We start from the raw sequence: 12,767 nt of genomic DNA, 5'->3' as shown, positions 1-12,767 counted from the left end.
CACTACTCCTCGCAATGTCCAGCTTCGGTGCGCCGTACCAGTCTGCCTTACCTGTCCCCATGGTGGTCTCAACGCCCCGGTTGGGCCAGATCTTCCGCGACGAGTTCTGCTGCCAGGCCCAGGACAGCCTCGACACTGCCGCGGCGGACGGTTGCCCGGTCCCCACTCAGAGACAATTTTCGTACCTTTACGACGCCTGGACCGGCCGCCGCGACGAAGACCGTGCCCGCCTCGATCCCGTCCTGCGGGTCCGGGCCTGCGACACCGGTCGTGGCCAGGCCGTAGGTGGCCCCCAGCCGCTCCCGTACGCCGGCTGCGAGGGCTGCTGCGGTGTCGGAGTGCACGGGGCCTACCTCGACCAGCAGGTCCGTCGGAACGCCTGCGAGAGTCGCCTTCAAGTCCGTCGCGTACACGATCACGCCGCCACGGTAGATCGCGGAGATGCCTGGGATGTCCGTCAAGGCAGCGCCCACCAGGCCGCCGGTCAGCGACTCGGCCGTGGCGAGGGTTTCCCCACGGTTCTTCACCAGCTCCACCAGCCGCTGTAACGCGGTCCCGGGGGCGTCCTCACCCGTGGGACTGGGCGTTTCCTGACTCATGGAAGGGGGCGCTTCGCGGCGGCGCGGAGGCGGAGGGCTCGGCCGACGTAGTCGAGGCCGGTGACGATGGTGACGATCACTGCGGCGCCCATGAACACGACAGCGGTCCAGTGCAGGACGGCCACCGAGTGCCACGGAAGGAGGTAGAGGCCGAGCGCGATCGCCTGGAGGACGGTCTTCAGCTTGCCGCCGCGGCTGGCCGGCATCACGCCGTGCCGGATCACCCAGAAGCGCAGCGCGGTGACACCCCACTCACGGACGAGCACGACGACCGTCACCCACCACGGCAGTTCACCGAGGATGGACAGCCCGATGAACGCCGCTCCGGTGAGCGCCTTGTCGGCGATCGGGTCGGCGATCTTGCCGAAGTTGGTGACCATGTTCCACCGGCGCGCGATGTCGCCGTCGAACCGGTCCGTGATGATCGCCACCACGAACGCGGCGGTCGCGAGCAGCCGGGTCTCGGTGTCTTGTCCACCGTCGCGGAACAGCAACCACACGAACACCGGCACCAGCACGAGCCGCAGGACCGTCAGCGCGTTCGCCACATTCCAGGCGCTCGGCGCGCTGATCGGTCCGGCGCCGGCACGCGGCACCGGATTCGTCGGCGGGATGGTCACGCGGTCAGGTTAGCTGCCGCGACGCCCTCTCGGGTGCCCACGTGCGCGGCGAATTGGGCGATCAGGTCGACACCTTCGGTTCCGACCACCTCGGCGAAGACCAGGTCGCCGACGGCCAGGCCGTCCGGGAGCGCGGTCAGCGTGGTCGAACCGTCGACCTCCGGGCCTTGGTGGGCAGCACGACCCTCGGCGGTGTCGCCGTCGATCGACTCGACCAGGACCTCGACCGTCTCACCGATCCGGGATTCGGCGCGCGCGGAGGTCAGATCCTCGGCGAGCCGGGTGACGCGGTCCAGCCGGGCCGCGATGGTGTCCTCGTCCAGCTTGCCGTCGTACGTCTCCGCCTCGGTGCCGTCCTCGTCCGAGTACCCGAACACGCCGATCGCGTCGAGTCCGGCGCGGGAAAGGAAGTCGCAGAGTATGTCCACATCCTCCTCGGTCTCCCCCGGGAACCCGACGATCACGTTGCTCCGGATACCGGCGGTCGGCGCCTGCGCACGGACCTGCTCGATCAGTTCGAGGAATCGCTCCGCATCACCGAACCGGCGCATCCGCCGCAGCAGCGGACCGGACGCGTGCTGGAAAGAGAGATCGAAGTACGGCGCGACGCCCGGGGTGGACGCCATCGCGGTGATCAGCGTCGGGCGCATCTCGGCGGGCTGCAGGTACGACACGCGCACCCGGGTGAGACCGGGGACCTCGGCGATCTCGGCGACGAGGGTCTCCAGCAGGCGGAGGTCGCCCAGGTCCTTGCCATACGAGGTGGAGTTCTCGGAGACGAGGAAGACCTCGCGGACGCCGTTCTCGGCGAGCCAGTGCGCCTCGCCGAGCACCTCGGTCGGGCGGCGGGACACGAACGCACCACGGAAGGCGGGGATCGCACAGAAAGCACAACGACGGTCGCACCCGGACGCCAGCTTGAGCGGGGCCATCGGGCCACCGTCGAGCCGGCGCCGCATGATCCGGGGTCCACTGGCCGGCGCGGAGACCAGATCAGGCGCATCGATCGTCAACTCGCGGTCGGCCGCCTTCACCGTCCGCCCCTTGAGCTCCTTGCCGCCGCCCACATCACCATCACCCACAGTTTCGCCACCCACCAACGCCTCACGAGTGAGGTCATCAGCCGCTGGGAGGCTGGCTGCAGAGGTGTCGTGGGTGTCCCCGTGACCGGGAACTGCCACGCCGGTCGCGTTGGCGCGGTCGGCGGGAGCGAGTGGGAGGAGCTTGCGGCGGTCGCGCGGGACGTGCGACTGGTGCTTGGTGCCGGACAGGATCGAGCGGAGCCGCTCGGAGATGTCCGCGTAGTCGTCGAAGCCGAGCACCGCGTCCGTCTCGGGCAGCGCCTCGGCCAACTGCTCGCCGTACCGCTCGGCCAGGCAGCCGACGGCCACGACGGCCTGGGTCCGGCCGGATTCCTTGTAGTCGGAGGCGGCGAGCAGGGTGTCGACCGAGTCCTTCTTGGCGGCCTCGACGAACCCGCAGGTGTTCACCACCACGGTGTCCGCCTCGGCGGCGTCGTCGACGAGGCGGAAGCCGCCGGCCTCGAGCCGTCCGGCCAGTTCCTCGGAGTCGACGTCGTTGCGGGCACAGCCCAGCGTGACCAGGGCGACGGTCGTGGGAGTCGTAGTCATCGCTCCGAGTATGACTGCTGCACCCGACGCCCCGAAATCAGCCGCCCACGAAGAGCGCAGGGCACGCGACCCCTGCCACGTCCGCACGGACAACCGCGGGATGCCGACCAGCCCTCTCGGAAGGGCTAGTTCGGTTTGGCTATTTTGCCCATCAGGGTGACGGTGAAGCGTTTGGACGGTGGGATCGACTTCTTGTTGTTGATCAGGACGGTGATGTTGCCGCCGTCGACCAGGGAGACTCGCATCTCGCCTTTGTTGACGATGGTTTGAGTGGAGCCCGGGCCCAGTCGGCCTTGGAAGAGGCGGATGCCCTGGGAGTTCCGGACGGTGACGTACGAGCCGTCGCCGCGAGCGGTGAGGGTGAGCTTGACGCTGCTCGGCTTCACGACCGGCGGCTTGGCCGGGGGCTTGGGTTTCGCCGGCGGCTTGGCGGTCACCTTCGGCGCGGGCGTGGTGACGACCGGGGTCGGGCTGGTCTTGGAGGCGTTGGCCTCGACGTCACTCGGGAGCGTGAAGAGGCGGACCATCCCCCAGCCCATCAGGCCGACCAGGATCGCGCCCAGGACCACGGCCCAGCGCGGACGCGCCGGGTGCAGGGTCGGTCGCCGGTCCTGCGCGCGCTCGTCGCGGCGGCTGCGGTCGGCATCGGGCTCCGGATGCGTCTCGTCGAACTTCGCCAGCAACACAGCAGGGTCGGTCTTGACCACGCGGGCGATCGCACGAATGTGGCCGCGGGCATAGAAATTGCCACCGCAGCGGGTGAAGTCGTCGGCTTCCATGGCGGCGAGCAGACCGGATCTGATCCGGGTCGAGGCACTCAGCTGCTCGATCGTCATGTCAGCCCGTTCGCGGGCCGCCGTGAGCTCGCTGCCGATGCTCACGTCCCCACCGCCTCTCCACCGTCATCGACAAGTTGTTCAGATCCGCTGACACCACAGTCAACGGTCTTGGTTCGACGGGGTCACGCAGATGTCAGAGTTGTTCCCTGACCGGACACCTGGTGTCTGCCAGCAAGTGCAGCGCCTGAACCACTTCCCCGTTCGACGGCCGAGCCGTCAACCCGAACGGTACCGCGAGTGAGGTCCCCGTCAGACGACGGTTGGCATCAGTCACCTTGCGACTGGCTTGCGACATCGCCCCGAGCACCGGCCCGGGGTCCAGCAGGTGCACCGCGATCCGCCCGTCGTCGAGCAGGTGACGCCGTCGCAGGACGGTGACCTCCTCGATCTCTTCCCAGCGAGTACCGATCCATTCGTTGCGGATCCGCAACCGGATCCCGACCTCGTCGGCGACCAGCAACGCCCCGATCGTCATCGCCCTCGCGCAGATCACCGCCAGTACGCCGAACGCCGCGGCCGCGATCCACCGCAGTACGCCGGTGGGGCTGGTCGAGGCGGAGGCGGCGAATCCGAGCGCGACCAGGCCGGCGCCGAGGGCCAGGCCCCCGTGCACTTTCTGGGAGGCACGGACGGTGAACTCCGTGGCGACGGAATCCGGGTCGACAGCGTGCTGCTCAGACCGAGGCATCGCGGTATGGGCGGTCACGGGTCACTCTCCTCGCAAAGTGGCGACGAAGTCCTCTAGGTCGTCAGGTTTCACCAGCACGTCCCGGGCCTTGGAGCCTTCGCTCGGCCCGACCACGCCCCGGCTCTCCAGGATGTCCATCAGCCGGCCGGCCTTGGCGAAGCCGACCCGGAGCTTGCGTTGCAGCATCGAGGTGGAACCGAACTGGGTGGAGACGATCAGCTCGGCCGCCTGGACGACCAGGTCGAGGTCGTCGCCGATCTCGTCGTCCAGGTCCTTGCTCGGGCCGGCCACCGCGGTGACGTCCTCGCGGTACGTCGGCTGCAGTTGCTGCTTGCAGTGCTCGACGACCGCACGGATCTCGAGCTCGGTGACCCAGGAGCCCTGGATACGCATCGGCTTGCTCGCGCCCATGGGCAGGAACAACCCGTCACCCTGGCCGACCAGCTTCTCGGCGCCCGGCTGGTCCAGGATGACCCGGCTGTCGGCCAGCGACGAGGTGGCGAAGGCAAGCCGCGACGGCACGTTCGCCTTGATCAGACCGGTCACGACGTCGACCGAGGGCCGCTGCGTGGCCAGCACCAGGTGGATGCCGGCAGCGCGGGCGAGCTGGGTGATCCGGACGATCGAGTCCTCGACGTCTCGCGGGGCGACCATCATCAGGTCGGCGAGCTCGTCCACGATGACCAGCAGGTACGGGTACGGCGTGAGGACCCGCTCGCTGCCCGGCGGCGGCTTGACCTTGCCGCCGCGGACCGCCTTGTTGAAGTCGTCGACATGCCGGAAGCCGAACGCCGCCAGGTCGTCGTAGCGCATGTCCATCTCGCGCACGACCCACTGCAGCGCCTCGGCCGCCTTCTTGGCGTTCGTGATGATCGGCGTGATCAGGTGCGGGATGCCCTCGTAGTTGTTCAGCTCGACCCGCTTGGGGTCGACCAGGATCATCCGCACCTCGTCCGGCGTCGAGCGCATCAGCACCGAGGTGATCAGCGAGTTGACGAAGGACGACTTGCCGGAGCCGGTCGCACCCGCGACCAGCAGGTGCGGCATCTTCGCCATGTTGGCGACGACGAACCCGCCCTCGACGTCCTTGCCGAGCCCGGCCACCATCGGGTGGTGGTCGTTGCGCGCGGTCGCCGACCGGATCACGTCGCCGAGGCTGACGATCTCCTTGTCGACGTTCGGGATCTCGATACCGATCGCGGACTTGCCCGGGATGGGCGACAGGATCCGGACATCCGCGCTGGCCACCGCGTAGGCGATGTTCTTGCTCAGCGCGGTGACCTTCTCCACCTTGACGGCGGAGCCGAGCTCGACCTCGTACCGCGTGACGGTCGGGCCGCGGGTGTAGCCGGTGACCTGCGCGTCGATGCCGAACTGGTCGAACACCTCGGTCAGCCGGTCCACGACGGCATCCGACGCCTTCGTCCGTGCCTTGTGCACCGAACCGGGCTTCAGGATCTGGCCGTCCGGCAGCGTGTAGGTGATGTCGCCGGACAGCCTGAGCTGCTCCACCCGCTGCGGGATCGGCGTGTGCGGCGGCGGCTCGGGAGCGGACTCCGCCTTCGAGGCGGCTGCGGCCTTCCAGGCCGGCTCGGCCTCGGTGTGGGCCGCCGCGTCACCGTCGTCGCCATCCACTTCCGGCTCCACGGCGGCCTTCTTCCGGCCACGTTTGGAGATCTCGCGGCCCTCGAGCACCGGCGAGTCGTACGGCTTGACGGTGGGCTCGCCGTCGTCGTCCAGAGCGGCCTTGGCGCGCCGCTCCTTGCGGGTGAGCCGCACGGTGTCATCGGGCTGCCCTGTGACCGAGGGAGCGTCGGCCGGGATCTCCGTCCGCCCCAGCAGTACGTCGAACGCGGCCCGCACCCGCAGCGGGATCGCGTAGATCGGAGTACCGGTGACGACCAGCGCGCCGAAGATCGCCAGCAGCACGAGCAGCGGCGCGGCGACGTACTCCGTGAGGAGGTCCGACAGGAGCGAGGAGACCACGTAGCCGATGGCGCCGCCGGCCTCCTTCAGGCTGCCGTCGGCCGGGTTGCCGGGACGCGGCAGGCCGTTGGCGATGTGGACCAGCCCGAGTACGCCGAGGGACAACGAGGTCCAGCCGATCACCTGGCGCCCCGCGGGCCCGTTGCGGTCCGGGTGGCGCAGCGTGCGCAGCGCGACGAACAGGAGCATCAGCGGCACGGCCCAGCCGAGCATGCCGACGCTGCCGCCGACCACTGTGCGGACTCCGTTGCCGACGGCACCGGGCAGGTCCCACCAGATCGCGGCGGCGACCACCAGCGCGAGGCCGATCAGCGTGAGGCCCGCGCCGTCGCGGCGGTGGGCCGGGTCCAGGTCGCGGGCGCCGTGACCAATGCCGCGGACCATGCCCCCTAGCAGGTGTGCGATCCCGATCCAGCACTTGATCAGCCCTCGTCCGAGGGCCAGCATGGCGGCCGCGAAAGGACCGGCGCTCGATTTGGGCGCGGCCGTGCGCGCAGCGGTGCTACCACTGCGCTTCGCGCTCTGCCCACGCTTCTGGGCTCCTGACGGACGGGAGCGTCCACCTGCGGCCGACCGCCCCGTACCGGGACTGTTGGCTGCCGACTTCCGCGCCCGCGCCGGGGAAGACGTGCGGGTCGCCATATCTAGCAGGCTACCCCGACTACCTCTCGAGTCACACGTGTCACACGCCGATCACACCGCCCCATCCGCAGCGTCATAACGCAGCTACCCGCTCCCGCTGGAGCTGCCTCAGGCGGAGCGCGTGCCAGATCAGCACATACCCGGCCAGGGCTAGGAGGACACCCGAGGCGGCCCCTGTCAGCACCAGCCGCGCGACCGCTTCGCCAAGCAGCGGGCCCTCGGCCCGACCAACCTCCACCGCGGCAGCAACTGCGGCTAGGAGTATTACCGCCGCCAGTACGCCGTATCGGGCGGCCCTCGAGACGTAGCGCGTGGCGTCGACCGGGCTCGGCGGGGTCTTGCGCCACCAGAAGTAGAGCCAGACGGCAATGACCAGGACGCCGCCCACGCTGCTCAGGTACTGCAGCACCCGGTTGACGTCCCAGAACGGGGTGATGTCGGCGGTGAGGAACCTCCAGCGGCGGACGAAGTACCCGTCGTAGTGCGTGAACGAGTCCCACAGCACGTGGGTGAACGCGCCGATCACCGTCGACACCACGATCCAGAACACCTGCACGAGGCTGGGGATCCGGGCACGCACTGCAGGCGATGGCAATCGACCGGCGAGGGCGCTAGGAGCCAGGGCGAGCAGCGGCCGCTTCACCAGCAGCTGGAAGACCAACAGGATGACCAGGGCCAGCAGCGGGTCCAGCCAGAACGCAGACGAGAACTCATGCGTCCGGGTGATCGTGAGATTTCCGTCGATGTACATGGTCGCGAAGCGGTAGCCGGCACCGACGTACAGCAGATCCGGCGCGACCGCACCGGCCACCAGCGCCGACGCCACCAACGGCCCCCGCATCAACGGCAACACGGCAGCCGGATGCGCTAACGGAAATGGCACCCGCCGCACATTAGTTGCCCAGGAGGTCTAACCCTCAGGCGCCGGTGACGCCATCGAGCTGCTCGCGGAGGAGATCGGCGTGGCCGCAGTGCCGGGAGTACTCGCCGATCAGGTGGATATAGATCATCCGGAGGGTCGAAGGCTCACCGCCGAAGGTGAACCGGTCGTCCAGGGAGTGACCTTCTGCGGCCTTGTCGGAGAGTGCCCATTCAGCGATCAGAGCCTCGTACTCCGACTGCGCCCGGCTGGCGTCGATCAGTTCGAAGTCCGCGTCCTTCCCGAGTTCCGGCGCGAACAACGGCTCGGCCGGGTCGTCGCCGGCGAAGTGGATGCGGAACCAGATGCGCTCCACCTTCGTGGCGTGGCGGATCAGCCCGAGCAGCGAGAGGTTCGACGGCGGCACGGGCCGGGCGGCCAACTGCTCGGCGGTCAGCCCCGCGCACTTGTAGAGCAACGTCGTTCGGTAGTAGTCCAGGTAGCCCGCGAGCAACTCCCGCTCGGGTGCCACCAGCGAACCCTCAGGTCGCTCGATCTCAGGCGCGGTCCAGGTCATCCGCGCATCCTCCCCCGCCGACCCGCCACCGCACCAACTGATTAGCCGGGATGGACCGGCGGCGCCCAGCCGGGACGGGGGATGAGGCAGAACGGGTGGCCGGCCGGGTCCTCGAACACATTGCCGGACAGCTTCCGGGCGCCAAGCGCCAGGACCTGCGGTTCGGCGGCCTGCACATCGTCGACCATCACGTCGAGATGGAACTGCTGCGGCCGCTCCGGATCCGGCCAGACCGGCCGCCGGTGATCCGACGCGAGCTGGAACGCCAGCCCCGAAGTCGTGTCGTTCACCGCGATCACCACCCAGTCGAGGCTCTCGTAGGTGATCGGCAGCCCGGTCAGCTCCGAGTAGAACCGCGCCAGCGCCGAAGGGTCCGGGCAGTCGATCACCACATGGTGAAGTCGTCCGATCATGCCGCCATCATCGTCCCGACCCTTGCGTCCGAAGAAGTGCGGGACCGGGTCAGCAGTTCTTCGGACGCAAGGCGAGAAACGCATCCCAGATCCGGGCTGTCTCACGATGCGTCTGTGTATCCCAACTAGTGAGATAGGTGCTGGCGCTCGGACGAGGTCGTTGGTTACCGTCTTCGACAGGTCATGAGTGCCAGCGCGAAGCCCCGGCTTGCTGGCCGGCAACCCTCCTCCGCGGTGGGGTGCCCCGGGTGAGGACCCGGCCGTTCGGATCCCCCGAATCGGCAAGTGCGGACCACCCGGGAGCAGAACCATGTCGATCCTCTCCATCCTCGAGCCTGCCAACTCCACCTCGAGCAGCCGTCCAGCCGTCGCCCGGCTCACCACCGGCAGCATCCCCACCACCGTCGCGGCCGACCTGCTCGTCCCCCTCGCCGACGGCCGAGTGACGGACTACGCGAACTTCGACCACGGAGCCAGCGCGCCCTGCCTCGAATCGGTCCGCGCGGCCGTCGAGGCAGCACTCCCGTCGTACGCGTCGGTGCACCGCGGCAACGGGTACGCCTCCCGGATCACCACCCAGTGGTACGAGCGGGCGCGCAGCGAGGTCCACACCTTCGTCGGCGCCTGCAGCACAGACCAGGTCATCTTCACCCGGCAGACCACCGACGCCCTGAACCTGTTGGCCCGGGCGGTGCCGACGGACGCGACTGTGATCGTGTTCGAGTCCGAGCACCACGCGGCCCTGCTCCCCTGGCCGGCCGAGCGCACCATCCGCCTCGCGGCCCCGACCTCCCAGACGGCAGCCGTCACCGCCGTCGCCGACGCACTCCGTACTGCGCCCGACGGGCCGCGGCTGGTCGTCGTCACCGGCGCCTCCAACGTCACCGGCGAGATCTTCCCGATCGCCGAGATCGCCGCTGTCGCCAAGGCCCATGGCGCGCGGGTGTGCCTCGACGCCGCTCAGCTGGCGCCGCACCGCCTGGTGAACATCGAGGAGCTCGACGTCGACTGGGTCGCCCTGTCGGGCCACAAGCTCTACGCCCCGTACGGCGCGGGCGCGCTGATCGGCCGCACCGACTGGCTGAATGCGGCCGACCCGTACCTGTACGGCGGAGGCGCCACCGCCACGGTGACGCCCGAATCCACCGTCTGGAACGAGGGCCCGGCGCGGCACGAAGGCGGCTCCCCCAACGTCATCGGCGCGATCGCCCTGGCCGCAGCCTGTGCCGCGATCAGCAAGTACCGCGAGTCCATCGAGCAGCACGAGCGCAGCCTGCTCGCCCGGCTTCGCACCGGCCTGGCGCAGATCCCCGGCGTGACGACGTACTCGATCTTCGGGGCCGAGGCGGACCGCGTTGGCACCGTCTGCTTCACCGTCGAGGGCGTCAGCTCGACCGTGGTGTCCGCAGCGCTCTCGGCGGAGTACGGGATCGGCGTGCGGGACGGCAAGTTCTGCGCCCACCCGCTGGTCGGTCACCTGCTCGCCGAATCCCCGGAGCACGGCACGGCCGTCCGCGCCAGCCTGGGCCTCGGCACCAGCCGCGAGCACGTCGATCGCCTCGTCACCGCGGTCCGCACCCTCGCCACGACCGGCCCGGCGTCGGAGTACGTCGAGTCCGCCCACGGCTGTCAGCCGGTCGGCGACCCCCGCGACCTCGAGGCTCCCCAGATCTGGTGACCCACCCGCCAACAGCCTGAGCCCGCTCCACCGCTCGGAGAGGCTCAGGCTTGGTAGGTGGCAGAAACGTCCGGCAGCAGCCCTGCACGGTGAGCGGCAAACGCCTGAGCAGAACCAGCCACTCCGGACCAACGAGCGTCGTACCCCGCTACTGCGGTCGCAAGCCTGTGTGGTGCGCGGCAAACGCCAGCAGGTCGGCCCATTCCGAGGCAACCATGGCCGCGGGCTTACCGAAGCCGTGGCCGGTGTTGACCTCGATCCGGCTCAGCACTGGACGATCGCCGGCCTGCACGTGCTGCAGCGTCGCCATGAACTTGTGACTGTGCAGCGGCACCACCCGGTCGTCGTGGTCGCCTGTAACGACCAGGGTCGCCGGGTACGACGTACCGGCACGCAGGTTGTGCAGCGGCGAGTAGGCGACCAGGTCCTCGAACTGCGCGGCGTCGTCCGGCAGCCCGAAGTCCGACGCCCACGCGGCCCCCACCGTGAACAGGTGGAACCGCAGCATGTCCATCACGCCGACCCCGGGCAGCGCGACCGCGAACAGGTCCGGCCGCTGGGTCATCACCGCGCCGACCAGCAGGCCGCCGTTGCTGCGGCCGTGGATGGCGAGTTGCTGCGGCGTGGTCACCTTGGTCTTCTGCAGGTGCTCGCCGACCGCGATGAAGTCGTCGAAGACGTTCTGCTTGTTCGCCAGGCGCCCCTCGTCATGCCAGGAACTGCCGTACTCGCCGCCGCCGCGCAGGTTGGTGATCGCCAGTACGCCGCCGGCCGCGAGCCAGGCGGGCCAGCCTGGCCGGTAGTCGGCCAGGACCGGGATGCGGAAGCCGCCGTACCCCCACATGAGCGTGGGCCGCGGCTGGTCGAAGGTCAGGTCGGCCCGGCTGATCAGGAAGTACGGCACCTCGCGGCCCGGCTCGACCCGGCGGGTCACGGTGATCTCCGGCGAGGTGAAGCCCGCACCCGCCGGCACGAGCTCAGGCAGTGCGCGGAACTCGCCCGACGCCGCGGAGACGACGTACGAGACCGTCGGGTCGGTAGTCGACGACAGGCCGACGAAAACCTCGTCGTGCTTGGGCGACGCGTTCAGGCCCACGACTCCCCCACCGGGCACCGGGACCACCCGCGGGTTGCCGCCGTCCAGGTCGTACAGCGAGAGCACCGGCTGCGCGTCGATCAGGGACAGCACGGCCAGGCCGGCCGCGGTCCCGCGGACAGACTGCAGGGCGCCTTCGCCCTCAGGGATCAGATCGGTGAAGGTGCCCGCCAGATCCGAGGTCACCACCCTGCCCCGCGACGCGTCGCGGTCGGTCCGGAGGACGAGCCGGTCGCCGGACATGCGGACGAAGGCGGTCTCGTCGCGGAACTCGTCGATCACCTTGATCGGCTCACCGAGGCCGCCATCCGCGATCGGGTAGAGCCAGAGCCGGGTCGCCGGGTCGGTGCCCTCGCTGATCGTCACCACGAGGTAGCGGTCGTCGTCGGAGACCTCCGGCCCGATGAAGATCCGGTCGTTCTCCGGGAAGCTCAGGATCAGCTGGTCGTCCTCCTGCGGCGTCCCGACCTTGTGCAGCTTCAGCTGACCGCCGCCGAGCGCCTTCGTCTCGGTGCCCTCACTGCGCCCGCTGGCCGGGTAGTGCAGGTACAGGTACGCCGAGGAGTCCGGCAGCCAGGTGGCCTCGCAGAACTTGGCCTGGGTGACCACGTCGTCCACCTCGGCGCCAGTGGCGACCTCCAGCAGCCGGAAGGTGATCCAGTCGCTACCACTCTCGTTCAGGCCGTACGCGAAGTACCGGCCGTCCGGGCTGACCGTGTAGCTGCCCAGCGAGTCGGTGCCGTCCTCGGAGAGCTTGTTCGGGTCGATGAGCACCCGGCCGCCGTCGAGCAGCCCCTGCAGGGAGTCGGCGACGTACACGACGTCCTGGGCCTGGGTGCCGTCGTTGCGGCCGACGAAGAACCAGCCGGACTCCTGAGCCGGTACGCCGGCCCGCGGGCGCGCCAGGATCGCGGTCATTGTCTGCTGGAACCACTCCCGCTCGGGGTAGCTCGACAGCTCGGTCTCGGTGGCCCCGTTCTGACGGCGGACCCAGTCCTTGGTCTCGGCGGAGTCGGGATCCTCCAGCCAGCGGTACGGGTCGGCGATCTCACGGCCGTGCAGGGTCTCGACGATTCTCTCGTCGCGGCGGCTCTCGGGGTACTCAGAGGTCATGCCAGCCAACCTAGTACGCCGTACCG

General features: G+C 69.4%; 11 protein-coding genes and 1 riboswitch. Of the genes, 1 reads left to right on the top strand and 10 read right to left on the bottom strand.

From position 1 onward, the window contains the following. Window positions 1–68: 68 nt before the first annotated feature. The 9 genes from ACFPJ1_RS24900 to ACFPJ1_RS24860 all read right to left on the bottom strand — a co-directional run bounded on the left by ACFPJ1_RS24900 (window position 69) and on the right by ACFPJ1_RS24860 (window position 8,854). The gene (locus ACFPJ1_RS24900) at window positions 69–599 is read right to left on the bottom strand and encodes a CinA family protein (RefSeq protein ID WP_380107452.1); all 531 of its coding nucleotides are present in this window, start codon (window positions 597–599) and stop codon (window positions 69–71) included. Continuing rightward, the gene (pgsA, locus tag ACFPJ1_RS24895; protein WP_380107451.1) at window positions 596–1,219 is read right to left on the bottom strand and encodes a CDP-diacylglycerol--glycerol-3-phosphate 3-phosphatidyltransferase; all 624 of its coding nucleotides are present in this window, start codon (window positions 1,217–1,219) and stop codon (window positions 596–598) included. The genes ACFPJ1_RS24900 and pgsA overlap by 4 nt, the downstream gene beginning before the upstream one ends. Next, a complete protein-coding gene (gene rimO / locus ACFPJ1_RS24890; protein ID WP_380107449.1) occupies window positions 1,216–2,850 on the bottom strand; it encodes a 30S ribosomal protein S12 methylthiotransferase RimO in 1,635 nt (544 codons plus the stop codon). The genes pgsA and rimO overlap by 4 nt, the downstream gene beginning before the upstream one ends. A gap of 125 nt (window positions 2,851–2,975) precedes the next feature. Continuing rightward, a complete protein-coding gene (locus ACFPJ1_RS24885) occupies window positions 2,976–3,731 on the bottom strand; it encodes a helix-turn-helix domain-containing protein (protein ID WP_380107448.1) in 756 nt (251 codons plus the stop codon). 91 nt (window positions 3,732–3,822) lie between these two features. Then, the gene (locus ACFPJ1_RS24880; RefSeq protein WP_380107446.1) at window positions 3,823–4,395 is read right to left on the bottom strand and encodes a hypothetical protein; all 573 of its coding nucleotides are present in this window, start codon (window positions 4,393–4,395) and stop codon (window positions 3,823–3,825) included. A 3-nt stretch (window positions 4,396–4,398) separates the two neighbouring features. After that, a complete protein-coding gene (locus ACFPJ1_RS24875; RefSeq protein ID WP_380107444.1) occupies window positions 4,399–6,810 on the bottom strand; it encodes an FtsK/SpoIIIE family DNA translocase in 2,412 nt (803 codons plus the stop codon). Between the two features lie 268 nt (window positions 6,811–7,078). Further along, on the bottom strand, window positions 7,079–7,888 hold the full coding sequence (locus tag ACFPJ1_RS24870) for a DUF4184 family protein (protein WP_380107442.1): 810 nt from the start codon (window positions 7,886–7,888) through the stop codon (window positions 7,079–7,081). 34 nt (window positions 7,889–7,922) lie between these two features. Further along, window positions 7,923–8,441: a DinB family protein gene (locus tag ACFPJ1_RS24865; RefSeq protein WP_380107441.1), complete on the bottom strand. Its 519-nt coding sequence runs from the start codon at window positions 8,439–8,441 to the stop codon at window positions 7,923–7,925. 41 nt (window positions 8,442–8,482) lie between these two features. Further along, window positions 8,483–8,854 (bottom strand): VOC family protein, encoded by a 372-nt coding sequence (locus ACFPJ1_RS24860; protein ID WP_380107440.1) that lies wholly within the window; start codon window positions 8,852–8,854, stop codon window positions 8,483–8,485. A 179-nt stretch (window positions 8,855–9,033) separates the two neighbouring features. Then, window positions 9,034–9,148: riboswitch (SAM riboswitch) on the top strand. A 16-nt stretch (window positions 9,149–9,164) separates the two neighbouring features. Here ACFPJ1_RS24860 and ACFPJ1_RS24855 point away from each other — a divergent pair. Next, window positions 9,165–10,532 (top strand): aminotransferase class V-fold PLP-dependent enzyme, encoded by a 1,368-nt coding sequence (locus ACFPJ1_RS24855; protein WP_380107439.1) that lies wholly within the window; start codon window positions 9,165–9,167, stop codon window positions 10,530–10,532. Between the two features lie 148 nt (window positions 10,533–10,680). Here the strand turns inward: ACFPJ1_RS24855 and ACFPJ1_RS24850 are convergent, their stop codons facing one another. After that, window positions 10,681–12,741 (bottom strand): prolyl oligopeptidase family serine peptidase, encoded by a 2,061-nt coding sequence (locus ACFPJ1_RS24850; protein WP_380107438.1) that lies wholly within the window; start codon window positions 12,739–12,741, stop codon window positions 10,681–10,683. Window positions 12,742–12,767 lie beyond the last annotated feature (26 nt).

The sequence above is a fragment of the Kribbella qitaiheensis genome (genome assembly GCF_042657745.1).
Taxonomy (GTDB): domain Bacteria; phylum Actinomycetota; class Actinomycetes; order Propionibacteriales; family Kribbellaceae; genus Kribbella; species Kribbella qitaiheensis.
This window is presented reverse-complemented; position numbering and strand designations above follow the sequence as displayed.